Source organism: Coprothermobacter platensis DSM 11748 (assembly GCF_000378005.1).
GTDB lineage: Bacteria > Coprothermobacterota > Coprothermobacteria > Coprothermobacterales > Coprothermobacteraceae > Coprothermobacter > Coprothermobacter platensis.
Genome location: NZ_KB899040.1, coordinates 1120257 through 1146120 on the forward strand (window position 1 = coordinate 1120257; position 25864 = coordinate 1146120).

At 40.7% G+C, this 25864-nt stretch carries 20 protein-coding genes; 7 read left to right on the top strand and 13 right to left on the bottom strand.

The features are described 5' to 3' along the window. Nucleotides 1-24: 24 nt before the first annotated feature. From D890_RS0106050 to D890_RS0106075, 6 genes are all read right to left on the bottom strand, one after another. Nucleotides 25-2457: a M56 family metallopeptidase gene (locus D890_RS0106050; RefSeq protein WP_018963621.1), complete on the bottom strand. Its 2433-nt coding sequence runs from the start codon at nt 2455-2457 to the stop codon at nt 25-27. 3 nt (nt 2458-2460) lie between these two features. Beyond that, on the bottom strand, nt 2461-2847 hold the full coding sequence (locus D890_RS0106055) for a BlaI/MecI/CopY family transcriptional regulator (RefSeq protein ID WP_018963622.1): 387 nt from the start codon (nt 2845-2847) through the stop codon (nt 2461-2463). Nucleotides 2848-3390: 543 nt separating this feature from the next. Continuing rightward, a complete protein-coding gene (locus tag D890_RS0106060; protein WP_018963623.1) occupies nt 3391-3747 on the bottom strand; it encodes a thioredoxin family protein in 357 nt (118 codons plus the stop codon). 17 nt (nt 3748-3764) lie between these two features. Next, a complete protein-coding gene (locus D890_RS0106065) occupies nt 3765-4778 on the bottom strand; it encodes a permease (protein WP_026291337.1) in 1014 nt (337 codons plus the stop codon). A 91-nt stretch (nt 4779-4869) separates the two neighbouring features. Next, nucleotides 4870-5184, bottom strand: coding sequence for an ArsR/SmtB family transcription factor (locus D890_RS0106070; protein ID WP_018963625.1), 315 nt, complete (start codon nt 5182-5184; stop codon nt 4870-4872). Between the two features lie 630 nt (nt 5185-5814). Next, the gene (locus tag D890_RS0106075) at nt 5815-6579 is read right to left on the bottom strand and encodes an SDR family NAD(P)-dependent oxidoreductase (protein WP_018963626.1); all 765 of its coding nucleotides are present in this window, start codon (nt 6577-6579) and stop codon (nt 5815-5817) included. A 337-nt stretch (nt 6580-6916) separates the two neighbouring features. On the opposite strand from D890_RS0106075, the gene D890_RS0106080 reads away from it, so the two are divergent. From D890_RS0106080 to D890_RS07640, 7 genes are all read left to right on the top strand, one after another. Continuing rightward, entirely contained in the window at nt 6917-7753 is an 837-nt protein-coding gene (locus tag D890_RS0106080) for a formate/nitrite transporter family protein (protein WP_018963627.1), read from the top strand. Nucleotides 7754-7771: 18 nt separating this feature from the next. After that, complete coding sequence (locus tag D890_RS0106085; RefSeq protein WP_040363495.1) at nt 7772-8167, top strand: copper amine oxidase N-terminal domain-containing protein; 396 nt, start codon at nt 7772-7774, stop codon at nt 8165-8167. 175 nt (nt 8168-8342) lie between these two features. Then, on the top strand, nt 8343-9833 hold the full coding sequence (locus D890_RS0106090; RefSeq protein WP_018963629.1) for an aldehyde dehydrogenase family protein: 1491 nt from the start codon (nt 8343-8345) through the stop codon (nt 9831-9833). 391 nt (nt 9834-10224) lie between these two features. Then, a complete protein-coding gene (locus D890_RS0106100; RefSeq protein ID WP_018963631.1) occupies nt 10225-13161 on the top strand; it encodes a S8 family serine peptidase in 2937 nt (978 codons plus the stop codon). A gap of 1327 nt (nt 13162-14488) precedes the next feature. Beyond that, the gene (locus D890_RS0106120; RefSeq protein WP_156802690.1) at nt 14489-15094 is read left to right on the top strand and encodes a 4Fe-4S cluster-binding domain-containing protein; all 606 of its coding nucleotides are present in this window, start codon (nt 14489-14491) and stop codon (nt 15092-15094) included. 45 nt (nt 15095-15139) lie between these two features. After that, nucleotides 15140-16930 carry an ABC transporter ATP-binding protein gene (locus D890_RS0106125; RefSeq protein WP_156802691.1) on the top strand — a complete coding sequence of 597 codons (1791 nt, stop codon included), beginning with the start codon at nt 15140-15142 and terminating at the stop codon, nt 16928-16930. Then, the gene (locus D890_RS07640) at nt 16914-18698 is read left to right on the top strand and encodes an ABC transporter ATP-binding protein (RefSeq protein WP_018963637.1); all 1785 of its coding nucleotides are present in this window, start codon (nt 16914-16916) and stop codon (nt 18696-18698) included. Before D890_RS0106125 ends, D890_RS07640 begins: the two co-directional genes overlap by 17 nt. Before the next feature lie 123 nt (nt 18699-18821). Here D890_RS07640 and D890_RS0106135 read toward each other — a convergent pair whose 3' ends face one another. From D890_RS0106135 to D890_RS0106165, 7 genes are all read right to left on the bottom strand, one after another. Then, nucleotides 18822-19580: a nucleoside phosphorylase gene (locus D890_RS0106135; RefSeq protein WP_018963638.1), complete on the bottom strand. Its 759-nt coding sequence runs from the start codon at nt 19578-19580 to the stop codon at nt 18822-18824. A gap of 16 nt (nt 19581-19596) precedes the next feature. Then, nucleotides 19597-20619: an NADPH dehydrogenase NamA gene (gene namA, locus D890_RS0106140; RefSeq protein ID WP_018963639.1), complete on the bottom strand. Its 1023-nt coding sequence runs from the start codon at nt 20617-20619 to the stop codon at nt 19597-19599. 140 nt (nt 20620-20759) lie between these two features. Beyond that, nucleotides 20760-21314 carry a hypothetical protein gene (locus D890_RS0106145; RefSeq protein ID WP_018963640.1) on the bottom strand — a complete coding sequence of 185 codons (555 nt, stop codon included), beginning with the start codon at nt 21312-21314 and terminating at the stop codon, nt 20760-20762. A gap of 124 nt (nt 21315-21438) precedes the next feature. Beyond that, nucleotides 21439-22071 (bottom strand): hypothetical protein, encoded by a 633-nt coding sequence (locus tag D890_RS0106150; protein WP_018963641.1) that lies wholly within the window; start codon nt 22069-22071, stop codon nt 21439-21441. Nucleotides 22072-22206: 135 nt separating this feature from the next. Beyond that, the gene (locus tag D890_RS0106155; RefSeq protein WP_018963642.1) at nt 22207-22767 is read right to left on the bottom strand and encodes a hypothetical protein; all 561 of its coding nucleotides are present in this window, start codon (nt 22765-22767) and stop codon (nt 22207-22209) included. Nucleotides 22768-23091: 324 nt separating this feature from the next. Continuing rightward, nucleotides 23092-24594 carry an MFS transporter gene (locus D890_RS0106160; RefSeq protein WP_018963643.1) on the bottom strand — a complete coding sequence of 501 codons (1503 nt, stop codon included), beginning with the start codon at nt 24592-24594 and terminating at the stop codon, nt 23092-23094. Between the two features lie 616 nt (nt 24595-25210). Then, the gene (locus D890_RS0106165; RefSeq protein WP_018963644.1) at nt 25211-25750 is read right to left on the bottom strand and encodes a Chromate resistance protein ChrB; all 540 of its coding nucleotides are present in this window, start codon (nt 25748-25750) and stop codon (nt 25211-25213) included. Nucleotides 25751-25864: the final 114 nt, after the last annotated feature.

Sequence of the window (25864 nt, forward strand, 5' to 3'; positions counted from 1 at the left end):
TCACCCAAAAATTGTTGTTATGGTTTATTTTGCCTTTTCTATGGCTTCTTTCATAGCATTCTGCCCGTTTTTATACTGAGTCTCATCAGAATTAAACATGGGGTTGGGAAGAGAATAGAACCTTCCCTCATTCTCACTAAATAACTTTACTGTGTCCTCATCTACATTCCTGTTTTTGTCCAACTGTGCCGTTATTTTGTAGGTTGCATAAGAAGTTGGTTCCGGTTTGCCAATATATCCACTAAGTTCTGACTTCCAATCATCAATCAAACCATTTGCAGCCTTAAGCTGAGAAGCAGTAAGGGTGGGCTTAACAGTATCAAGATAGTCCAGCATGCCTTTCACAAACGGCATGTCTTCAACTTTTTCTGCTTTTAATGTAGCCGTGATCTCAGCATTAAAAATGGCACTAACGGTATTGCCATCCTCTGTAAAAGCTCCATCTCTTTCATCTAAAGACAGCTTTATAGTTATGTCTTTGTAATAATCGGAGTAATTGTCTAACAACGTTCCATATAGCATATTGTAAAGTTGCGCAAGAACAACGTTGTCCACGTTTAATGTATTTTCCAGTTGTTCTTTGAACTTCTCCGAAGCTGTTGCATCGTATTCAAAGATGTTCTCTTGGCCACTCCAGTCGTAAACTTCAGCCGAAACGGCAGTTACTTTCCCATTGTCATCGCGCTCTGCATTGTAATAATAGAGAGCAAAGTTCTTATTATTATTTTCCTCAGACATCTGCAAAAACACATTAGCCTCATGCTTAGTGGATGTGCCTTTATCAAAGAATTTATTTTCTATTGTTCCATCGCTGTTTTTGAATTTTGCCAGCAGAAGCTTGTTTCCAGAAACGAAACACGCAGTATAGTACTCTGTGTAAGCTCCACCAGTACCCATATCAACTAGTGCTACTCCTTGTCCTGTTGCAGTTCCCAATGGCAAAAACTCGGAAACCACTGGCTCGCTTTCAGACCCGGCGCTAGGAAAAGCGGTACGCAATGTTTTCGTAAGCTCTATTGTGTCATATAAAGCATAGCTGTTACTGTAAGCCTCGTCTATTAAAAACTTCTGAGTCGCTGGATCTTTTTTTACAATGAATAGTGCTGGTACCTTATCATCTATCTCAAGCTTACCCACACCTCCACTTGAAACCCACAGTATGTAACCTTTGACTTTCACCGTCTGCTCATCTAACTTATCCATAGAGATGATCTCAATTTGGTCAGGCCATGGGCTTGAAGTAACTCGCCCCAACGCTTCTGACGGATCAAATTCCCACTTTGCCAACAGATTGTCAGTTAAGTACGGAGAATAGTACTGTTTAATCTCGCTAATAACTTGGTCTTCCGGATCGATCAAAACAACTTTTGTGAACGTATCAGCAAAGTTGTTCAAAAGGGTTGTTATCTCTGTTTTTTCCTCAGCAGTAATCGGTTTAGGCTGATTACTTCCGTAAGTCACAATGCTTCCCACAACGAGTACAGCAATAATGACTACACATAGAGCAATAATACCTTTCCTCTTCCCTCTCATGTCAAATATGTTCCCCAGCCTCTCTCTCATTGCCTTCATCCCCCCATAAAAATATGTCGATAATACTGTCCCGCTCTCCTTACCTTTGTGTATCGCTGACAGTATCGTCTCTCCATACTGCTTCCTGAATTCTTTATCTTTCCCTTCTACTACCTCTGAGTCACATGCCATCTCTATGTCTGCATTCAATCTTCCCCTCATTATGTATACCAGCGGGTTGAACCAGTGCACTGCATTCGCACTTATCACCAATAGCTTGCTCCATATGTCTTTGTGCTTGTAGTGGATCAGCTCATGCTCCATTATGAGAACTATGTCTTCTTCACTGTATTCTGTGCTTGGCATTACTAACATGGGCTTTATGAACCCTATCATCATTGGACTTTGTACTTTCTTACTCTTTATCAGCTTGATCCGGCTCTTTACTTTCATCTGCTGCTTTATATCTTTCCAAATGTTTAATGTGCCTTCGTCACTTACTTCATCTGAGAAACGTAGTACATTTTTCTTAAACACTAAGTATCCTATGATGTAGTAAGCAAGAAAGAGCAGTGTCCCTATTATCCATATGATAGGAAGCACTTCTGCAAGGGTTACCGTGTGTTCCACAGGTGTGTTTGCCACTTCTGCAATGGGCTCACTATGTATCGGTGTGATATCCCTTTGTGAGTTTATGTCAGTGTTGTTTGCTACAGGTACATTTATTTCTATGTTTTGACTTACCGATGGTATGGTTACAGGCGCTTTTTCTACTGTAGGACTTAAGGGTATGAGCAGCCTTATGCCTATAATCAGCCACACTATGTACCGCCACTTTGGAGTAAAGTTCTTATTCATCAAAGGTAGTAGTAGAAACATTGCTCCTATTACAATGGAGGTTGCTATGGATACTTGCACCACATTATGGAACAACCATTCAAGCATCCTTTATTCCCCCTTCGTTAATTCCTCTATATATTCCTTTAACGCTATTAGTTCTTCTTCGCTTACTGAGTTGCTTTCATATAACGCTGTTACAAAACTTGTCAGCGAGTTGTTGTATAACTTCTCCAGTATGCTTTTGCTTTCCCTCTCCAAGTATTCCTGCTCAGTTATTGCAGGAGTGTATATGTTTATTTTCCCTTCCCTACGGCATTCTATAAAACCTTTGTTGGTTAGACGTGCAAGAAACGTAAGTATGGATGTAATCTTCCAATCCCTTTTGCCTTTCAGCTTCTCACTGATGTATGCAGATGTTACTGGTTGATTGGCATCCCAAATAATCTTCATAATCTCCAGCTCGGAATCAGGCAATCGTTTTATAACCTTTTTCATGTTTCCCCTTCTTTCTACTTATGTCTAATTTACAATATCATTCTACAGCAGTAGAAATATTTTGTCAATAGATAAATATACAAGTCATTCATAGGAATGGGTATATCTATCAAAAAAAAAAAAAAAAAAATGCGATGCTAATTGTGTAATCAGCAGTCTTAAACTACCTGTGTGATGTTATAAAGCCTGAGCTAATAATATATAAAGCTTCAGGGTAGCAGGCATCAGGATTGTATTTGATCCTTTGGGTGAAACGCTGAGGCAAGCGCGAAAAGAAATTTCAGAATATCTGGAATTTTTACAACAACGAACGACCTCATCAATCCTTTAGATATTCCACTGCTACCGAAGTAATTAACAAAAAGGCTCATGATGAGGTTTTAGCCATAAGCCGATAAGTTCCCAAGCGTGCCTTAAGCACAGAAGTCGCCGCCCACTTTACAAGCCCGTTCAAAGGCATAGCTACATCATGGGCCTAAGGTGATGGAACATATACAGGGAAGCAGTGTGTAGAATTCTTTGAAAGACGTATAAATTTAAAATCTACACTTGTTGTTGAGGTCTGACTTTTTGTAGTATCTTTACAATCTCTTCCGTTCTTAAAACCTTACCGTAAGAGACCACTTTCCCATCAACTACTAAAGCAGGCGTTGTCATGACGCCATAGGCCGCAATCTGCGAGAAATCCGTTACATGGTCAATGGTAGTATCCATGCCAAGTAGCTTAAGTGCCTCTTTTGTTGCCGCCTCAAGCTGATTGCATTTTGCGCACCCGCTTCCGAGGATCTTTACGCTCGCGCCCTCGTCTTTAGCATGTTCGGCCTTTGCCATATTTTCTGCATCGCAGTTTCCTCCGCTGCAGGATGTTGTTTCTTCCTCTTTCTTTTCGAATGGTAACATGTTTATCATACCCCTTTCTATATAATAAATCCCTGAATAGCGTTAAAAAAGTAGCCTACTACAATAATACCAATAGTGCAAATTACGATGAACAACGTCAGCAGTTTCGGCTTGACCGCCTTACGCAGCATAATCATAGATGGTATAGATAGCGTGGTGACGGCCATCATGAACGAAAGAACAGTCCCGAGGTTGGCCCCTTTTGATAACAGGGCTTGTGCAATCGGGATGACACCGAATATATCGGCATACATCGGAACGCCGACAAGAGTAGCCAATACTACGCCAAACGGATTTTTACTGCCCAGGGCCGCGACCACCCATTCCTCGGGAATCCAGTTGTGAATAACGGCCCCGATGCCCACGCCGATCAGGATATATGGGAATACCTTTTTAAAGGTGGACAGCATCTGGTCCTTCGCATAAGCCAAGCGCTCCTTGATAGTCAGGTTGGGTGATTCTAAGTCTACGCTTCCTGCCGTCATAACAAAGCTTTCCACATGCCTTTCCATGTGCAGCCCTTCAATAATCGTACCGCCAATGACAGCGATAATGAGTCCGACGATTACATATATGACGGCTACTTTCGTACCGAAAATGCTCATTAGCAGAAGCAGAGAACCCAAGTCGACCATGGGGGAAGAGATGAGGAACGAGAACGTTACCCCAACAGGAAGCCCCGCCGATGTAAAACCGATGAACAGTGGAATGGATGAGCAGGAACAAAACGGCGTTACTGTACCAAGTAAAGCCGCAACTGAATTAGCCCAGATGCCATGGAACCGACCCAATATCTTCTTACTGCGCTCAGGCGGGAAATAGCTCTGAATATAACTGATAAAGAAAATCAAAAAGCACAACAATATAGTGATTTTGATAACATCGTAGGCAAAAAACTCGATACTTCCGCCCAAACGGGTGGATGTTTCCAGCCCCATACCGGAAAGGGCACTTCCTATCAGTTCATCGAGCCATCTCATGCCAAGAATTTGATATTGAATAAAATCCCAAATCCCTTTTAATGTTTGCATCTTGAGAAACATCCTACATTCAATTTAGAAAACCTCATATCAAATAATTTTGACGTCTTCTGCTTCATAAAAGCCATACGGGTGATGGTTTCTATTGTTTGCAACATGTATTCGCATCTAAACATGCGTTCGGCGTTGTTAGCTCTTTCAGCAGCGCAACTGCGTAAGCACTGCCTTTTTCGCTGATCTTATAGTGCACCCATTTTCCTTCTTGTCGGCTCTCCACAATACCTGAATCAACTAAAATCTTCATATGATATGAAAGCCCTGACTGTCCCAAGTCTAATTGTTCAAGAAGGACACAGGCACATTTCTCACCACTGCGCAAAAGCTCAAGTATTTGTAGACGCTTTTCATCGCAAAATGCTTTAAATATCTTTGCTTGCTCCTTATATTTTGTATCCAAGTAATCACCTCATATCAAAAATATTTGATATATGATCATTGTATGTATAAAATCACATCTTGTCAATAGCCATCACATCGGAACTATTTGCGATGTATATTTTTCTTAATTAAGAGCAGCAATGATGTACTCAAGTACGCAAAAGCTCATATACCAAATTTGGACAATTGACACAAATTAATGCTTTTAGCAGGATACGTAAACAGCCAATTGATTCTTTCCCAAATTGCATCATCTTTTCCCCACTGCAAAAAAGATCTTGAAAAGATTGGCATAAGAAATTGTGGAGTCATAAACCCAGTCACGAACTACGATCTTATAGCAGGAGTGACAACATTCAAGTTTATGATATTTCATCAGTCAAACAGGCTCCTAAATAATGACGAGCACTTCTTACTACAAAACTTGATCAGAGTTGACAATATGCATGGCCCACAACTAAGTAGACACATAATGAGCTACCCATGTTTTTAAAGGATGACGCCATTGCAAGGAAAAGCGATTGTGCGATGTTTCTAAAGTATATGATTAGTTCAAAGCAAAAAGGATAAGGCATCACAGCTTTGCTTTAATGATGGATGCCTTATCCTTTAAATTTTCTAAATGTAACCTTGTGTTACGCTTTACGGCCTAATAAGCAGTCCACCCTCCGTCGACTACCAGCACAGATCCGGTCACCCAAGAAGCTTCATCGGAAGCCAAATAAAGAGCAGCATAAGCGATGTCTTCTGGTTTACCAAGCCTTTTTATAAGGTGCCTGTTTATCCATTGTTGAACGACTTCCGGTTGTTCTATGAACGGTTTAGTAATATCGGCTTCCACCATACCTGGGCATATGACGTTAACCCTTATGTTATGGGGAGCATATTCCACTGCAAGCTGTCTGGAAAAAGAAATTATGGCGCCCTTTGTTGCACTATGTGCAGCAAAGCTGAGACCCTGCCCGCCCATAAGCGCAAGTATGGAAGAAGTGTTTATGACAGCTCCTCCACCATTTTCAATGAGAAGTGGTAGTCCGTAATGACAACTCCAATAGACCATGTTCAGCTCGTTGTCCATAGATTTGCTCCACTTTTCCCAGTCTAATTCAAGAAATGACGGAGCAAATTCTGGATGTGCAGCATTGTTGTAAAGTATGTCCAATTTCCCATAAGTGTCCTTGACGAAATCTATTAACGCCTTAACTTCATTTTCCTTTGATAGGTCTGTTTTCAAGTATTTGTATTCTCCACCAAACGCTGCTATTTCTTGTGCCGTTTCCTCCAGTAAGTTTTCTCTCCTTCCACAGCCGACAACTTTCGCGCCCTCTTTAGCAAACAGTACGGCGGCTGCCTTCCCTTGCCCCGTTCCTGTTCCTGTAATCAGTGCAACTTTACCTTCCAATCTTCCTGCCATTCATTTCACTCTCCTTCACAAGTTGAAAAGGAGACATCTGCATATTAAGTGCAATTGCATGTCTCTTGCTTGGCATTATACACCTCCACATATTCCAAGCTTATATTAGGTTTTATGTGGAAATAATTCCAATACTTGGATACTATATTTATACACATTTCACTATACGCATAACTGTTTATCCGTAATGCTGGTTTTTGATATTAGCCAAGTTTGAGCGAGTGCATAAACTATGTGCATATAAAACTTTTGGATCATATCCTATTGGCACTGCTAAAATTAAGTGGAGCAATCTTGCCTTTCAAGTTTTTTACATAATCTTATCAGGAGGGAAAACATGGACCAAACGAACTTGTTATCGCCGAAAGAAATAGCAGAGAAATGGGTGGAAACAGGCGCTAACAAATGTCAGCTCCCCATTTCCAAAATGTTTGTACTTGCTGTGCTCGCTGGCGCATATATTGCTTTCGGGGCTCAACTCTTTCTTTTAGTAGGTTCCGATACCACCATGGGATTTGGATTTTCAAAGTTTCTCTCTGCCAGCGTATTCACTGTGGGCTTGATGCTCGTTATACTGTGTGGAGCAGAATTGTTCACAGGTAATAACCTCATTATCATCTCCGTTTTGCAGAAAAGAGCTTCGTGGGGCGATCTTTTAAAGAACTGGTTTGTTGTGTACGCTGGTAATTTTGTTGGAGCTTTAGTTGTCGCCCTTTTTCTGTTCTTAGCTGGTACTTGGAGCTTAAATGGTAACTTAGTTGGCGCGAATGCTCTTAAGGTAGCAGCATCAAAAACCTCTCTCACATTTGTTCAGGCGTTTTTCAGAGGCATTTTGTGCAATTGGCTTGTTTGTCTGGCAGTATGGTTAGCTACAGCATCCAAAGATGTGGTAGGCAAGCTTTTCGGCATCTACTTTCCTATCATGGCTTTTGTAGCTTCGTCTTTTGAGCACTCTGTGGCAAATATGTTTTTCATACCTTATGGCATTTTATTAAAATCCGTGCCCAGTGTGATTGCAGCCACTGGAAAAACAGTAAGCAGTTTTTCTAATGTCAACGCGAGCACACTTTTTACTAAAAACCTAATACCTGTAACACTTGGCAACATCGTAGGTGGAGCCTTTTTTGTTGGATTCATATACTGGTACGTTTACTTGAATAATACAAAGTTATGATCCGTAGCCGTAAATTTTATACATGCTGCCAACGTTATAGAACTGCAAGTAGGCAATCCAGTATTCAAAGTAAACGGCAAATCTATGACTTTAGACAGCCCGCCGATAATCAAGAACAGCAGGACTTTGCTGCCTATCAGAGCAGTTGTAGAAGCTATGGGAGGCACTGTAGCTTGGTCTGAAGCAAAAAAACAAGTAGCAATAAACTATAAGGACAACTCTATTGTCTTGATAATTAACAATAACATAGCGGTTGTAAACGGTGCAGTAAAGCAAATTGATGAAAACAATCCTAATGTAGTGCCTGAGATAATCAATGGACGAACGATGCTACCTCTAAGGTTTGTAGCTGAATCGCTTGGTTGTCAGGTCAGCTGGGATGACAAGACGAAAACTATAACAATTACCTATTAGCCACGCTTCTATCAGTAAAAACAGTCAATGTCCTACTTTGGAGGGCAGGAGTCTTTGCTGCCCTTCTGCCCTCCTGCCATCCGTTTACTTTGAATGGTTTTGTTTTTGTAAGTATACTATCTCCCCAAAAAGTGATAAAATGCGGTCAGTTATAAGTTGTCGGGGGTGAAAAATTATGGAAGTACAAAAAGTGTGGGACGACAGCTACAAAATGCTGATCGGTGGTAAATTCGTAGATGCCAGCGACGGTAAGACGATTAAGTCCTACTGCCCCGCCGACGGTGAGCTATTGGCTAGTTTTCCAGAAGCGACAAAGGAAGATGTGGATACTGCTGTGAAAGCCGCATGGAAAGCATTTGAATCGTGGAAGAATGTCAGCGCAGCAGAACGTCAAGACATCTTAATGAAAATCGCAGATGCAATCGATGCAAACAAGCAGAAGCTTGCCATGATTGAAACGATGGACAATGGTAAGCCAATCCGCGAAAGTATGGGAGACATCATGCTTGGTGCTGACCATTTCCGCTACTTTGCAGGCGTTGTGAGAAGCGAAGAAGACCAAGCATCCATAATCAATGACCCTGGTTCTGGTAATAACCTTAGCATCATCCTTCGCGAGCCCATAGGCGTAGTTGGACAAATCATACCATGGAACTTCCCATTTCTTATGGCAGCATGGAAGCTTGCACCAGTAATAGCTGCGGGATGCTGTACAGTCATTAAGCCATCGAACTACACGTCACTTAGCTTATTAGAATTGGCGAAATTAATTGCACCTATTGTTCCTCCGGGTGTAATAAATATTGTCACAGGCAGAGGTTCCACAACAGGGCAATACTTACTCGATCATCCTGATTTCCGCAAATTAGCGTTTACAGGATCTACAGAAGTAGGCTACAGCGTTTCTGAAGCCGCAACTAAAAAGCTGATCCCTGCAACGTTGGAATTAGGTGGAAAATCTGCGAACATCTTCTTCTCTGACTGCAATTGGAGAAAAGCTATCGACGGTGCTGAAATGGGAATTTTGTATAACCAAGGACAAGTTTGCTGTGCTGGTTCACGCATCTTTGTGCAAGAAGATATTTATGACAAATTTGTGGCAGAACTTGTTGAAGCCTTCAAAAAGGTAAAAGTGGGGTTGCCGTGGGAACACGATACGCAAATGGGATCTCAAGTGAGTCAAGAGCAGTTGGATAAAATTCTTTCTTATGTTGAGATTGGAAAAAAGGAAGGAGCCAAAGTAGCTGTAGGCGGAGAAAGGAACACTGAGGGTCCATTGGCAAAAGGCTTCTTTATGAAACCCACTTTATTAATCGATGTTGATAACAAGATGAGAGTTGCTCAAGAAGAAATCTTTGGGCCAGTTGCATGTGTGATCAAATTCAAGAATGAAGAGGATGCTATTGCCATGGCTAATGACACGCAATATGGCTTAGCAGGAGCTGTTTGGACACAAGATATCAATCGTGCTATACGGGTTGCGAGGGGCATTGAAGCCGGTAAAGTATGGGTGAATCAATATAATAATCTACCTGCGGGTACTCCATTTGGTGGATACAAGAAATCGGGTATTGGCCGAGAAACCCATAAAATGATCATAGATGAGTACAGCGAGATCAAAAACATATTCATTAGCCTTGATGAAAATCCCACAGGATTATACTAAAAGCAGCCTATGGAAAGGAGATTGTACATGGTGATCACATTAGAAACACCGGTGGAAGACATTGTAAGAATTCCCGGTGCAGTAACCTATCTTACCGAGCAAGGGGTCTCACCTATTGGTTGAGATGGACCATTCCCAGGAACGCTCGGCAGGTTGCTCGAGATTAAAGGAATAACTGACACAGAAAAGTTTTTAGCACAGCTTAATGATTTTATAAATAAGCAAGGCAAATAGTTCTTAACATCTTCAAAATTATGGGCAAAAAATGGCTGTGGCTCGTTTCATAGCTCTGGAACGGGCAACAGCCATTTCCATATAGCAGAGTAAAAATACCTCTGTCATGCTACAATGCGGAGTATAAACAAGGTGGTATCCGGGGAGGGTGAGTTTAATGACAAAAACAATCAAGAGGCTTACGGTAATCTTTCTTACATTGGGACTTCTGTGTCCAATAATAATGCCAACACCCTTAAAAGCAAACACATCAAATAAAATACTTTCAACTCTTCCACCAGCAGTTTTGACATCCACGTCCTTTCAAAGTGTGCTGATTACCTTGAAAGACGCGCCTGTAATTGAATATGAACACCGTAAAGGGATTTCCCATTTGAATGCAAATACGATCAAAGCTGACCAAAATGCAACTAAATACGAAACTAAACTTCTACAAAAACAGGCACAAACGATAGCCGAAATCAAACAACTGGTTCCTGATGCAAAAATAGGTTACAACATCACTTGGACACTGAATGGATTTACGCTACAAATAAAAGGTATTGATATAAAACGTATAACTGATATTGCAGAAATAGGCTCTGTTTACTTGATAGAAGAACCAACTTATGACAAGTTAGGCAACTATATGGGACATTCGCCTATTGTAAAAGCGCAAACACTTACACCTACCTATATAGAGATAAATGATGATTTGTACAAAGAAATACACTTAAACGATGTGTGGCAGATGAAGGATGCTGTAGGTGATGAATTAACTGGTAGCGGAATGATTGTAGCACTCATCGATACTGGAGTAGATTACACACATCCAGATTTAGGAGGATGCTTTGGTCCTACATGCAAGGTCATAGGTGGATATGATTTTGGAGACAATGATAATGACCCCATGGATCAAGTGGGCCATGGAACAGAAGTTGCAGGCATATTGGCAGCAGATGGTGGTATCAAAGGAGTGGCACCAAAAGCAAAAATTCTGGCTTATAAAGTCATGCCTACACTTACTTCCAGCACTTCTACTGCTGGCGTGCTTTCAGCAGTAGAGAACATTCTTCCAGCCATCGATAAAGCCGCCAAGGATGGAGCAAATGTAATAAACATATCCATGGTAGAAAGTATTTCCACAAATGCGGCTTACGGACAAAAAGTAATAGAGAATTTAGACAATTTGGGTGTAACGTTAGTAGCTGCGGCTGGCAACTACGGTTCAGCTCTTTATTGTTCAGAACCTTTGGCGCCTTCTTTTTGCCAAGCGGGGTTCTCTGCTCCACTCATGACAACATTCACACAGCCGAATGTGATTACAGTGGGCGCGTCTCACTCAGATGGTGAATCTACTAATGGTATAGATGATTACTCCTCTATGGGACCATCTGTAGACTTCAGACTAAAACCAGATTTAGTTGCACCAGGATTTGTTTACACAACTGCAATGGAAATTGGTTACTATGAACCATCAGGAACATCCTTTGCTGCTCCCATAGTTTCATCCATGGTAGCTCTTTTAAAACAAGGGCATCCAGACTGGAGTGAACAAGATATAAGAGCTGCATTAATGAACACATCAACTATTTTAAGTAACGAGGATAATAACGAACCAATAACAATGTTGTTGCAAGGTGCCGGTAGAATAGATGCGTTAGCTTCCATGAAGACACCGCTGCTTATAACGCCCTACTCTATCTCTCTAACGGCAACTAATTTAAAACCAATTAATTTAACAATAAGAAACGTAAGTGGAGTGAATCAGAACATAACGGCATCAGTGCAGCTTACACTAGGGAATTTTGCTTTAGGCGCAAATGATGGGCTCACGTTATCTCTCTCTGCAAGCACAGTTTACTTACCTAAAGATGCCTCTGCCACAATAACACTCACACCATCTGCCGATTTAAATAAATTGGAGAAAGGGCCTCATGAAGCCATAATCTGGGTAAGCAACGGAACAACGCAGCTTCACGTGCCTGTGCTTATCTGGAATGATCCAAGCGCTTGGTGGTTCCCAGTTACAGAAAGCAGGCCTTCCAAGTTAGGCGATGTCAAAGCCTTATCATCCACAATTGATTTTAGTAATCCACGACAGCGCACAGCAACGATTGATTTTACCTTAAAAGCAGGTTCAATGCTGGTAGATACTACCACAACTATACCGTTGGGATACCTTGGTAATCATGTGTACCTTGTGAAGCTCTGCATTCTTGATGAAAACAACTCTACCATTGCGATAGCGTATTCCAAGGATAAATTACTTATAGGGCACTATGAAGCTTCATGGAACGGGCTCGATAAAGAAGGGCTTCCAGTTAAAAATGGCAGGTATAAATATGTGCTGGCTGCATCAGACTTGGGCTTTGGTAATATGGAATTTCTCGATGTAAATATCGATACCGCATCGGGTTACATAGAGGTAAAAAACAGTCCGGAAATCACTCTTCCTACAATAGCGCTTAATATTCCAAACGAAGTTACCGTTACAAAATATGTATTTCAACCAGATCCAACCTTTACACTCGTGGGCAAAACTGATGTCGGTAACACGATAGAAATCAACGGCCAAAATGTAGAAGTAGATGATAGTGGCGCATTCACCATAGATATTCCCCTTCTCGTGGGTGATAACGTCGTAACCATAAATGCCCATAAAACTATGCTTGGCTATATAAAAGTAGACAACACAAAGTATGTAACAATCAATTTGCAACCACTCAATCTTATCGAGCTTGTGGTGGGCAAGCAGCAGTTCCAAGTAAATGACCAAACAAAAACGCTGGATGCTCCGCCTGTAATTAAAAACAGCCGGACTTTACTTCCCATAAGAGCCGTTGTAGAAGCCATGGGAGGGCAAGTTCAATGGGACGCAAAGAATAAACGCGTGGACATACAGTATGGTGGAACCGCCATAAGCTTATGGATAGGCAAGAACACTGCAAAAGTAAACGGGAAAAATATATTAATAGATCCAGCAAATGCAAAGGTTGTACCTGAAATAATAAGTAGTAGAACGATGGTTCCACTGAGGTTTGTAGCAGAGTCTTTAGGCTGCACTGTTGATTGGTCAAATAGTACAAAAACCATAAATATAACTTACCATTAGTTAGAAAGAGAGGGCTTCCTTAGTATGCGGAAGCCCTCTCTAATTAAGCCAGCAGCTTATAAAATTGAAATATACAATCGTAATGTCATTTGTTGATAACGTAAGCGCCATAGGAAAAATGCAATCAATAATCAACCTAAAAAAATAGCCCAACTTATACCTAATATGAACCTTTAATAAACGGTCTTGATTAGTTCTTAGATGTGCCTCCTCGCTTTTCATGCAAGATCAAGTAACATGAATATTCCCGTGCTTCTCTCAACCATACGTTTTGCTCCTTCAGCTTTATAGTCTTCAAACTTCAAAGCAAAACCAACTTCCCCTTTAGCAGCCAGCGGTTTTTTACAACGTCTTGCCCCAATAATGTAATCGTACACCAAGTAGGCTTGAGAAGCCTAAGCACCTGCCTCATCATAGTTGTTTTACCAGCACCGTCGGGAGCCTATAAAACATACCAGCAATCTCATGTTACATAACACCAAGATTTACGAAAGGACACTGAGAAACTACTCTTTCGAAGACGGCAACCTATCACATGGATCTTGTGCGGCTTCCTTTCGTATCGTTATTTTAGCTGTCAAGAGCTATAGAAAAAGTAATCAGTATGGCCGAGGTTTGAAGTGGCAAAGATGTATGAAGGCAAGCTTCCTAAACGTAAATACCAATTAAAACTAGCAACTTTTTATACAACAGACTTTACTGTATAATCCTCAGCTTTAACTAGAGCTTCAAGGTTCTGCTTCAGCAAATCAATTGCATTTTGCAAATGTAAAATGCTGATAGTGCAGAACTTATTAGCCATTTGACACAAGAAACCCCCAAAAAAAAATGAAGCACATGAGTCGATCGCACTTAGAGAGCCGTGTTATACGCTCAAATAAGATTTATTGAGGTTTAATCGCTCACTCTATCTTTAAATTTTTTGTACTATTTTTCCCGGCGGTCATGCTCGTGAAACTAGACTTATGATGTTCAAATATCCATGCATCGTCAAATAGGAAGGAATAAGAAAGTTGACATATAAACAGAGTCGATGAAGCTATTTCTTCCCTAAAACTTTCAAGGTACTTTGTTGTAACTACCTGTGCTTCTATGACGATATGGAATTATTCTGCAGACTAGAGTGGCAATTATATCTGTTATTATATGAACATATTCCCCTACTGAGGAATATACAAAATCTTTAGAAGGGAATTACGTGATGGAAGCCGTTCAGGTGAAGTCTAGCAACGCAGAAAACGTTATCGTTGTCCCTAACAATTGTGGGGTTCACAAGAAGGAAGCTGAGTAATTCACGTGCTAGAAAGTGAAAGGTGATACTTGCATCATGCATAGCTTCCCAGAAGGCTTTCTCGGGAAAGCCATCTTTTGTGTTAGTTCTATCTGTAATCCCAGTTGCGTTTATTGTTATGAAAAAGAAAACTTTTTTGATGTTAATGCAGCACCCATAATGGATAAACAAAGTGCAGACCGTGCACTTGAATATATATTGAACAATTACGTAGATATACTTCGTGTTAGCTTTTTTGGTGGGGAACCTCTCCTGAATTTCTCAGTCATTGAAGCGCTACTGTATGGCCTAGGAAGCGATACCTTTTGTTTTGAGCTTTCTAAAGGATACTCAGAGACCTTCGATACGAAAGGCGAACGTCATCCCTGCTTTAGACTTATAAATTATGATGTTGATGATGAACTTGTAAAAGCTTGTAATTCGAAGAATAATAATCTCTGTAAAAATTGTTGGGCCAAGAATATTTGCCGCAGTTGTACAGCGAATATCCTTTCAAGTCGGGATTTGCCTTTTTTATCCGGTTATGAATGTAAAAAAAGACAAGGTTACCAATACGCATTGCAGCATTTTGTGGGTATATTGGAGGAAGCACCGGATCACTTTCAAAGAATTGTCGACAATTATGTCTACTTTAGCAATTAATTAGAGGGGAATAGTCGATGTGAATTGAAAACATATAATCCATTTATGAAAGATAAGCTGGGCGTGGCTAATCTTGTGCAAATTGTACCGCATTATTCACCACTGGAAGCCGTTTTTTTGGGTGCTCTGAATGTATGTGGGGGCATTGTCCCTACTGTTTATCTATTGGCAACTTCTAAATTCATTGATTCGGCTATAAGTTTTTCGAAGAATGGCTCAGGCAAAAACAGCATCTTCTTATTTATATTCATCATGGTAATTTGTACTGCTTATATGTGGCTTTACCCACTTTTAGTGGAGTTAATTGCTACTAAGCTTGAAAACAATTTAAGAAAAAGCTTTCGCATCGATTTGACAACGAACATTGCATCAGTTAGATACGATTATATCGAGAACCAAGAAAGCATGGATCTCATATCGCGTGTATGCAGGGAGCCTGAAGCAAGAGCATCCCAATCTTACCAGCGTATGCTCAGCGCCTTTGGCCTAATCTTGAAGATTGGTGGTATCATGGTCATACTTTTTTTGCGTGTTTGGTGGGCCACCTTAGTAGTCGCAGGCATAGCGGCTCTTGTATTCATGGTAGCCATGAAGGGTGGAGAAGAGAACTACGAAGCGGAAAGGTTAGCAGAAAAGCACAATAGAAAAGCGCATTATCTGTCCGAGGTTTTGCAAGGGCGCGATGCGGTGCATGAACGGACAATTTTCGACTATTCGGAAAAGGTAAATGAATGGTGGCACAGCCAATATGAAACAGCGAGGAAAATAAAGTTAAGTGCAAGTCTTAAGTGGCTTAAGGAATCTGAGATAAGTGGCATACTGACGTCTCTTATGATATTGGGCATTATTCTTGTGCTTGTAGTACCGCTTAAAAATGGGGCACTTTCCATAGGGCTTTATATTTCTATCATAAACAGCATCATAGCACTTATTCCAGATCTTTCGTGGGAACTGCCAGAATATACAGAAGCCATTGCAGAAGATAAAGAATACCTTTCCGATTTAAGTGGTTTATTAAAACTCCAGCATAATAAAGAATGGTTATCTACTCCTAGCAGTAAGGTCTCAGATGTAGAATCGATAGAATTTAGGAATGTGACTTTTTCTTACCCTGGTCTATGCCGAGATGTACTTAAGAATGTATCTTTTCTCATGGAAAAGGGCAAACATTACGCTATTGTAGGCGCCAATGGTTCTGGTAAAACTACAATCACAAAATTGCTTACAGGTTTATATAACGATTTTTCTGGACAAATACTTATAAATGGTATCCCCATAGGAGCCTATAGCTCATCTGAACTTAAATCCATGTTCGCCATAGTGTATCAGGATTTTGCCAAATATGGCATTTCTCTTTTTGACAATATAGCTATTGGCAATGTGAACAACTTTGACGAAGATAAAGTCTATGAAGCCATAAATGAAATGGAACTTAGTAGCCTTATAGAATCTTTGCCTGAGGGAGTTTTAACTTCTTTAGGGCGGATAAGCGAAGGAAGTGTAGATTTATCAGGTGGACAGTGGCAGCGCATTGCAACAGCAAGAGCACTGGTAAGCAATGCTTCGGTAAGAATATTGGATGAACCGACAGCCGCTTTGGATCCTATAAGTGAAAGCAAACTTTACGAGAATTTTGAGAAGATTAATAAAGGAAAAACGACCATACTTATAAGCCACCGTTTGGCCTCAACAAAACTTGCTGACGTCATTTTTGTCTTTGATGACGGAAGCATTGTGGAACAAGGCAATTATGAAAAATTGATGAGTATGGATGGTATTTACTCAACGATGTTTAATAGTCAGAGAAGTTGGTACATCTATGGCACAGAAGAATAAACAAGGTTCTTTTTTCTCAACGATTTTTCGCATAATACCTATTGTTATAAAGATGTACCCACTGCAGCTCTTAAGCATATGCACCATTGATTTACTTCTTGGTATGTTTCTTGGTTTGAACACTATTGCTTTAGACAGATTCTTCCATGCTATTCAGTATTACGCCGTAGGGAGTACACCGTTCGCAAACATTTTTTATGCGCTTTTGTTTCTTTTCGTATGCATCGCGGCTAATCCAGTTCTTAATGGCTTTAATGACGTTATTTCCTTCGATTATGAGCGTAAGGTTACAGGAAAGCTTGGGGAAATGCTCAATAGGAAGTGCGAAAAACAGGACCCAGTTAACTTCGAAGATATTACCTTTCTTGAAAAGATAAACAAAGCCCAAGAGGGGCTAAAAAACACGTTCAAATTGGCAATAGATATATTAGATGCCCTTTTTGCTTATATCCCATATTTTTTGGTCATAAGTGTTTATTTATATAGATTAAGCCCCATGCTCCTTCTGGTCATTGTACTATTCTTTGTGCCTGATATCTTCTCCCAAGCTTTTAAGGGCAGATTATATACAAAACTGGAAGATAATGTGGCTCCTATCAGAAGGAAGTATGAACATTACGAGCAATGCATCATAGGTAAGGATTATTTTAAAGAAACACGTTCTTTGGGCGCGTTTAACTACTTTTCTAATGTATATAAAGGAGCTTTGGCTTCGCTGAACCACGAAACAATGAAAACGCAGGTTCAATCAGCTCGTATTGAACTCACATTTAAATTGTTCACCCTGTCAGGTTACGTTGGTACATTGCTCTTGCTTGTTATGTACTTACTAAATGGCACCATATCTGTAGCCAGTTTTGGAGCTGTGTTGGCATCCATCGATATGCTTATGAGTATGCTTGAGCAATTCATTTTTTATGTTTTAGGTAGAAGCATGAAAAGAGTAGGTAGCGTGAATAACTTTCTAAGCTTCTTAACTGAAGAACAATATCAAGGCAAAAAGGCAATACTCAGGGAAGCTCCAGAAATCATTGTAAGAAGTGTATCTTTTAGTTATCCAGGAAGCACAGAAAAAGCCATATCAGATGTCTCACTAGTCATTCACAGCGGTGAAACAGTTGCCATTGTGGGTGAGAATGGAGCCGGTAAAAGCACGTTCGTAAAGCTACTTTGTGGCCTGTATATTCCCGACAAAGGCACTATTATTGTAGGTGGACATGATACACGCGATATTGATAGGGAAACACTTATGGCTGGTATGTCCTGTGTTTTTCAGCATTATCAACGCTATAAAATGACCTTAGCACAAAATGTATTTATAAGTAACACCAAAACGGAAATGGATCAAGAAAAGGTTGAACGGTCTTTACAAAAAGCAGATCTTTCTGTGAGAAAAGAGATATTCCCTGAAGGCGAAGATACGATGTTATCTCGCGAGTTCGATGGTATTGATTTATCGGGTGGACAGTGGCAAAAGGTGGCTATAGCCAGAGGGTTTTATAGAGCTCACTATATGATTCTTCTTGACGAACCTACATCTGCTATAGATCCTACTCAGGAGACAAAGCTGTATCGTACATTTATGGAACTATCCAAAGATAAAACGTCCATCATTGTTACGCACAGGCTTGCACTTACCAGTGTTGCGGACCGCATTCTAGTTATGGATCATGGCCACATCGTTCAAGAAGGGACCCATGAGGAGCTGATGGCTCATGACGGGCTTTACAAACGTATGTACCTTGCTCAGAGTAAATGGTACAAATAATCTTCACCCACCTCCTGAGCAGGAAAAGATCATACCATCATTTGCCTTTTTACTATTTGGGTAGACCTTCGTTAAGTTTTCTATCTTGGGAATCTTTTTCACAACGGAACCCGTCTTTCCAATTCAAGCAGAAGGCGATTCCAAGCTGTTCAGAAAAGCGAAGGTCTCCAGTGCTAACGTGATTTCCCTTTCTTCACCCATGGCAGCTAATTGTTCACCGCTGGCATAGTCGTTGATGCTCTGCTCCAGGCTTGCCGTCCTTTCAGTAACAACGTTCAAGATAGAACCTGTCCTGACCTTACGCAATTTTCCTATAACGAACAAGGCTGCAGTCTCCATATCGGCTGCCAAAACGCCCATCTTGCTCCAGTAGTCATCTATTTCGTTCTCTCTGTCTGTGTAAAAGCTGTCGTGACTTCTTATGATGCCACAGTAATGTCTATAATTCAGCTCCCGGGCACATCTCAAAATGGCGAACATCACATCGTTATCTGTAACAGCCGGGTAAGAAGGGTCTATATAGGTTTTTGATGTGCCTTCATCGCGCACAGCTCCTTGAGCAATGATTAGGTCGCCCACTTTCATATTATCCTGAAGTGCACCACAACTCCCAATCCGTATCATCGTTTTTACACCGATCTTGCTAAGCTCTTCAACGGCTATCCCTGTAGACGGCCCACCGATACCGGTAGAAACTGCCAGCACCGGCACTCCTTTGTACTTACCACGAATGCTACAGAACTCGCGGTTGTATGCAAGCTCTTCCACACCATCTAAAAACTTAGCTATGCGCTTAACCCTACCTGGATCACCTGGCAGAACAGCATAATTAGCTGCCTGCTCTTGCGTAAGCCTGATATGAGGCTGCAACTCTCTTTCCATGTCATTCTCCTTCTATTTATAGGTATTTGCCTCTCTCATATTGTTCAGGAAAAGCAACATTTGCCTTAAGTTCATGAGCAGCATACAAAGGCCAATAAGGCTGTCTGAGCAAAGCCCTTCCCAAAAGAACTATATCTGCTCTGCCGTTTCCGATAATCTCTTCTGCTAGTTCAGGAGAAGTGATTAAACCAACTGCTGCCGTAAGAAGCCCTGTACTTTTCTTTACTGCCTCGGCGTAGCCGATCTGGTAGCCCGGATAAAGATCTATTCTGGGAGACAAGAGACCACCAGAGCTGCAATCCACAACATCTACTAAATCCTTCACCAAGTTCACAATAGATACGGTTTCATCAATGTCCAAACCACCTTCGACAAAATCTGTAGCGGAAACACGCATAAAGATGGGCATGCTTTGAGGAATGCAACCCTTTACCTCTTCAAGCACTTCCCTAAGGAATCTAACTCTGTTTTCCCTTGAGCCACCATACTCATCTGTCCTTTTATTGGACAAAGGAGATAGGAACTCATGGATGAGGTAGCCGTGCGCGGCATGTATTTCCAAGGTGTCATAGCCGACTTTTACAGCCCTGCTCGCTGCCGATCCAAAAGCCTTTACGATATTTTTTATTTCATCTTTGGTAAGCTCCTCAGGTGTGGGATATTCATTACTCCAATGGATCGGCGATGGCCCTACAATGTGCTCGCCTTTGACCTCACACTTTCTACCTGCATGGGCGAGCTGCACACCCATCTTGCATCCCACACTGTGAACGAAATCAACAGTCTTTTTTAAAGGTGTGATTTGGCTATCATCCCAAAGCCCAAGATCGTTCCCCGTTATACGCCCTCGTTTTTCTACGGCGGTGGCCTCCTGAATAATGAGCCCAACACCGCCTACCGCTCGCGAACCATAATGGACAAAATGCCAGTCAGTAGATATGCCATCATCACCGGCACTGTACATGCACATGGGAGACATACCGATACGGTTTTTTAAATCAAGACCTTTAATCTGGAGTGGACTAAAAAGCTTACTCATCTTTTGCACCTCCTTCTACCTGTCACTATTATGGTACATAAACGCTGTGCAGGTAATAGTGATAGTGGGTGCAGTATCGACATTGCGCCAAATGAAAGATGCGTCCGCTGAAATTTGCACATGAGGTGCATATTTACGTTTTAGGCTTTTACTTTGTAGCGACCATAGACAACATCTAAAAAAACGATTAATACCATAAACGCAGAGTATGCAATCAAGTTATCTGAAAACAAAACCATTATAAAACCGATAGTGGCGCAGATGCAGAACAACCACCCCAATGCTTTGACGTTCTCCCTGTACAAAAGAGAAAGTGCAAATATGTTGAACATGATAGTAACCACAGTACCACTCACACAACAATTTCTGGAAAATCCAAGAATGTCTAGTGGGCTCATGAATCTTTTGCTATTCACATAGAGACTTAGAAGAACAGCTACTAAACTAACTGCTAAGAAAAACATCATAAGCAGGGACCCATTTGCTATCAGTTTGTATTCTTTAGTTTCTGGAGTCAGCACACCGGTATCGTCCCTCGCGGAAAGAAAATCAGAATAAACCATGCATAAAATTGATACGGTCCATACTACAATACCGAAGTAAGTTGCACTTTTCATGGATGCTAACGGAGCAATATAAAGCACAGAAAGCCCGTTCGTCAAAGCAATCTTTCTTTTAAAATCATTCCTACCCATAAAACCTCCCGTTCTCAATCCAAACTGTATTCGCTCTCTCCATCAAACGAAATCAAATACTGATAACTAAATGGTACATTCGTGCCAATCATCACTTAGTCTTCAGTACGCATGTACCATCTTTTCATATTATGTAAGAGATTTCAAATGCCCGATCTAACGAATCTCTATTAAAGTTAATGGCAATTACTGGATCAACTTTAGTAGGTAATATTACGCCCTTTGCATGATATAAATCAAAAGCTGCCCATGCTGCTAGCATCATCTGGTTTTCTACTCTAATCGCGTCAGGAGCAGGGTTTATAAGATGTTCAATGTAGTTTTGCGCAGCAGATACAGCCCAGTTAATGGGAACAGCTATAAAATCCGTAAAAGTCTCAACTTCTAGAACGATTCTTAAAAAATTCGCCTCGGTTATAAAATCCTTAATTTCCTGCGCGTAGGAACCACGCCTGTCTTCCCAGTATTTGGTTGTTACTGAATCTACTCCAGCTTTAGGGTTTAAATCACTATCGAGATATACACAACCAGTTATATGCCTTGATTGTCCACCCTTATAGTATTCATCAATTGTAAAATTCGCACCTTGAAACTCTTTCAGCGTGTACGAAAGATAATGTGCTGAATCATCCCATGTTCTCCCTCCAACTTGCGGTTCGCTCGCACTAACGTTGTAAATGCACAGTGAACCAACGAACACTGCTAAGATTACAGCAGTAGACAATACTTTCTTAAACCCCACGTATTTACTTACCATTACTATTACACCTTCTCGTAGGATTCTCAGCCTTACCCTGAAGCCCATCTAAACTGGATTATAGCGCTAGGTCAGCGAGAACAGAATCTACAAACTTGTGCAAGCTTAAGAGTCGATTACATCTGATTACATGCTTTAGGCTTTTACTTTGTAGCGACCATAGACAACATCTAAAAAAACGATTAATACCATAAACGCACAGTATGCAATCAAGTTATCTGGAAACAAAACCATGCAAAAACTGATAAGAGCACAAACAAAGAACAAGTCGACTAACGTTGTATGATTTTCCTTATACAAAAGAGAAAGTGCAAATATGTTGTACATGATAGTCGTAACGGCGTAGCCTACAAAGCAGTTTCTGAAGATTTCAACGGTGTTCAAAGGGCCTACAATTCCTTTGTCATTGAGGTAAGCAATTAGAAGCACAGTCCCCACACCAACAAAAAAGAGCAATGCCATAAACACGAACCCCTTCACAATCGCTTTGTATTCACTGCTTTCCACGGGAAGCCTGTCATTAAAATCCTTTCTTCCAAAAAGTACAACAGAATAAAAGGTAATCAGACATGCTACAACTACTAATACCATGGTAAAAACATTCGGATCTTTGGCAACTGCATAGCTGGTAAGCGCAATTAATGAACTTTCATTTATAAAGGTAATTCTCCCCTTAAAATCGCCTCTTTCTTTCATAAAACCTCCCCCTTAAGGTCGTTGTTTGTTGCGATTCTTCTGTGATTCCTACCCATATAATACCGCACGTGGAAAAGGAATATCATGCATACAAAAATTACAGGGATTATAAAGCATTCAAGAGTATCCATTTACTCTTTTTATAGTTTTAAGCCTCATTCTAACTTATTCGGTAGAGAAACTTACTAAGAACATAGAGTGCGGTACCTTGATGATGAATGTTTTACTTATCAAAGAGCTTATTATTTTAGAGGTGAACCACGGAGGCGGTACAGAGACCTGTCACAAACTACATGTTCTGCACCGCCTCCGTGAAAAGCTTATTTAGATATTCTTTGTATTAACAATTTTATTTACAGAATCCAAGTTGGCATCGGCTTCTTCAGCAACCATTTGCGTTTCTTCTTCGTCCCACTTAGGAGCTGGCCCTCTTAAGTAAGACATAAATGCAGCAAGCAAACTAAAAATCATAGCGATGAAGAAAGCTTCACGCAAACCTCTTATGAAAGAGCCGACAGCTAATCCCTGCGAACCTACTTGCGTTCCCACAAACAAAGCTTGCATGGCTTGAGCAGATATGCCAGAAGAAATAATACCCATAGACAAAGCGATGCTTACTACTTGACCAGCGTTATTCATCATAGTCCTGGTACCAGAAGCTATACCTCTCTTATCTTCCGGTACAGACCTCATTATTTCACTTGTATTAGGCGAAGCAAACATGCCCGAACCAAATCCCATGATGAGCATCCACATAACTAAGCCAATTAGGCTTGAGTTCACGGATATAGTAGATAAGCCCATTAAACCGATTGCGGATATCAATAGGCCCAGAGAGCTTAACATTCGTGCGCCGAATCTATCGGAAAGCCAGCCACTAATAGGAGCAGTGACCATCATAGACAAAGCGAATGGCGCCAAGAATATGCCAGCCTTAAGCGGATCCATGGCCTTAACGCCCTGTAGATAAAAGATTAGCAGGAATGTAACTGCACCTCTGGCTATGCCATTAAGCATAGTGCTTGTAAACGCAAAAGCCAGAATTCTTGTCTTAAACAGTCTAAGATCAAGCATGGGCTGATCAGTTCTATTCTCTACGTAGATAAAAACCCCAAGAAGTATTATGGAGAAAACAAAAAGCAAAATAATATAGGGACTTGACCATCCCATAAAGCCGCCAAAGGACAAAGCGATGAGGAATAAAAGCATGCCCATAGTGAACAGCATCGTTCCAGCATAATCAAAGTGCTGCCCTCTGGGTGCAACATGAAGTTCCTTAAGCTGGAACCAAGCCCACAATGTTCCTATTATACCTATGGGTACGTTTATGTAAAAAATCATTCTCCACCCAAAGCCAGCTAGGAAACCACCTAAAATAGGGCCAATAACTGACGCAACACTAACAACCATACTGTTTATACCAAGAGCCATTCCCAGCTCATTTTTCGCGAATGCATCAGTGACAATGGCAGTGCTGTTTGCAATCATCAGTGAACCACCTACGGCCTGTACAAGTCTAAAAATAAGCAGTTCTACTCCAGAGGTGGAAAGTCCACATAAAAGCGAGCCCACTGTGAATATGGCAAAACCTGAAACATAAAGCTTTTTCCTTCCATACATATCGGCTATTCTGCCGATGGAGGGCACTAAAACAGTCAAGGCAAGCATATAGCCCATGATAATCCATGTAATCAAGCTCATGCTAGTGTTTAAGCTTTTCATGATGTCTGGTAATGTAATCATGAGCATACTTCCATTTAAAACGGAAAAAAGCGTACCCAGCGTTGTGCATGAGAGCGCAATCCATTTATAGTTTTTATTAACCATGTACCAATCCTCCTTTTAATAATTTTTGGTTAAAGACAAAGCTCACAAAGAACTCCTCGGGAATAATAGCAGGATTAAAAGACCCTTTTACCTTTGCTCACAATATAAAAGAAACAATTCTGTTTTCTACACAACCACCTTTACTTTCTTTATCTGTTATTAATATTTTATAACCTAATAAAATGTTTTAGCTAACCTGCTTTTTAAAAGAAAAATAACTAAAGGAATTAACAAGAAACCCATTCGAAAAGTAAGCAAACCTTACTGGCCCTACCCTGTTATTGATTCTCAAGCAGAAATAGATAGGGATACTGTTACTCGCAAAACCAAAATGATATGCGAGGATCTATTTCAGCGCCTCGTGAAGATATGAGTATAGGAAAAAAGAAGGATGCAAAAGCAATCGCTTCAGGGATATTCTTTTTGAGAGTAATCATTAAATTATCGAATGCCATTGCCAGAAACAGTTAGAACACATTAGATACTTGAAGAAAGAACGTAATATAACTTCATAAGACTTTACGTTCAAACGGCACAAAGCACAAAATTTACCTATCAAAACTGCTAAGAAAGATTAAACAGACCTTTTGGATTTTAGGAGAATATTACAATGAAATTAGCCCTGATTCGCTGCATAAACCCTTGAAGCAAAATCTTCCAAAGCCTCTTGACAACGTGCGTAGTAGCTATCTGCCTCATCAGACCGCTGTGCGGAAAACAAATCACGGTTTCTTATTTTTTTCAGCCAACTTGTAAGACGCTTCAATGCTTCTTCATTCTCTTCAAATTCTGCATAAGTAAAGTTCTGTCTTCCTATTTCCATTTGTATTTCCTGCAGAAATGCTTCGCATTGTTCTATGAACTCAAAATATTCAAGATTTCGTTCTTCATTGTACCTTTCAAGAATTCTAGATTTACTTTTCTCATCGAACGGTGATGCTGTAAGCATAAAGCACTCACCGCCACCTTTTTCTATCTCATCGGAGATAGACTTAAAGCGTTCCACATTGGCATCTGTTTTGGGTATGGCGCAAACAGAATTCTGTACATAGATAGCACCAGAGTCTTTGATGTGGCGCCACACCGCCACCCTATATCTGGATGGTTCAGGAGGCATCTTGTATACGAGCAGTAGCCATTCCGTAATTTCACTCATAAGTTAAATATAACACTTGGCAATAACCATTTATGACAAATGAAAAGCCATAATAGTATTTACTCTTGTGACATGTTCTTAACAAAGTTACTTAAATGAGTTAAGAAACTACTC

Bases quoted from the DNA above. Each gene is read 5' to 3' on its own strand.
- D890_RS0106050 (WP_018963621.1), bottom strand. From the start codon at position 2,457: ATGCTTGAATGGTTGTTCCATAATGTGGTGCAAGTATCCATAGCAACC.
- D890_RS0106055 (WP_018963622.1), bottom strand. From the start codon at position 2,847: ATGAAAAAGGTTATAAAACGATTGCCTGATTCCGAGCTGGAGATTATG.
- D890_RS0106060 (WP_018963623.1), bottom strand. From the start codon at position 3,747: ATGTTACCATTCGAAAAGAAAGAGGAAGAAACAACATCCTGCAGCGGA.
- D890_RS0106065 (WP_026291337.1), bottom strand. From the start codon at position 4,778: ATGCAAACATTAAAAGGGATTTGGGATTTTATTCAATATCAAATTCTT.
- D890_RS0106075 (WP_018963626.1), bottom strand. From the start codon at position 6,579: ATGGCAGGAAGATTGGAAGGTAAAGTTGCACTGATTACAGGAACAGGA.
- D890_RS0106080 (WP_018963627.1), top strand. From the start codon at position 6,917: ATGGACCAAACGAACTTGTTATCGCCGAAAGAAATAGCAGAGAAATGG.
- D890_RS0106090 (WP_018963629.1), top strand. From the start codon at position 8,343: ATGGAAGTACAAAAAGTGTGGGACGACAGCTACAAAATGCTGATCGGT.
- D890_RS0106100 (WP_018963631.1), top strand. From the start codon at position 10,225: ATGACAAAAACAATCAAGAGGCTTACGGTAATCTTTCTTACATTGGGA.
- D890_RS0106120 (WP_156802690.1), top strand. From the start codon at position 14,489: ATGCATAGCTTCCCAGAAGGCTTTCTCGGGAAAGCCATCTTTTGTGTT.
- D890_RS0106125 (WP_156802691.1), top strand. From the start codon at position 15,140: ATGAAAGATAAGCTGGGCGTGGCTAATCTTGTGCAAATTGTACCGCAT.
- D890_RS07640 (WP_018963637.1), top strand. From the start codon at position 16,914: ATGGCACAGAAGAATAAACAAGGTTCTTTTTTCTCAACGATTTTTCGC.
- D890_RS0106135 (WP_018963638.1), bottom strand. From the start codon at position 19,580: ATGGAAAGAGAGTTGCAGCCTCATATCAGGCTTACGCAAGAGCAGGCA.
- namA (WP_018963639.1), bottom strand. From the start codon at position 20,619: ATGAGTAAGCTTTTTAGTCCACTCCAGATTAAAGGTCTTGATTTAAAA.
- D890_RS0106145 (WP_018963640.1), bottom strand. From the start codon at position 21,314: ATGGGTAGGAATGATTTTAAAAGAAAGATTGCTTTGACGAACGGGCTT.
- D890_RS0106150 (WP_018963641.1), bottom strand. From the start codon at position 22,071: ATGGTAAGTAAATACGTGGGGTTTAAGAAAGTATTGTCTACTGCTGTA.
- D890_RS0106155 (WP_018963642.1), bottom strand. From the start codon at position 22,767: ATGAAAGAAAGAGGCGATTTTAAGGGGAGAATTACCTTTATAAATGAA.
- D890_RS0106160 (WP_018963643.1), bottom strand. From the start codon at position 24,594: ATGGTTAATAAAAACTATAAATGGATTGCGCTCTCATGCACAACGCTG.
- D890_RS0106165 (WP_018963644.1), bottom strand. From the start codon at position 25,750: ATGAGTGAAATTACGGAATGGCTACTGCTCGTATACAAGATGCCTCCT.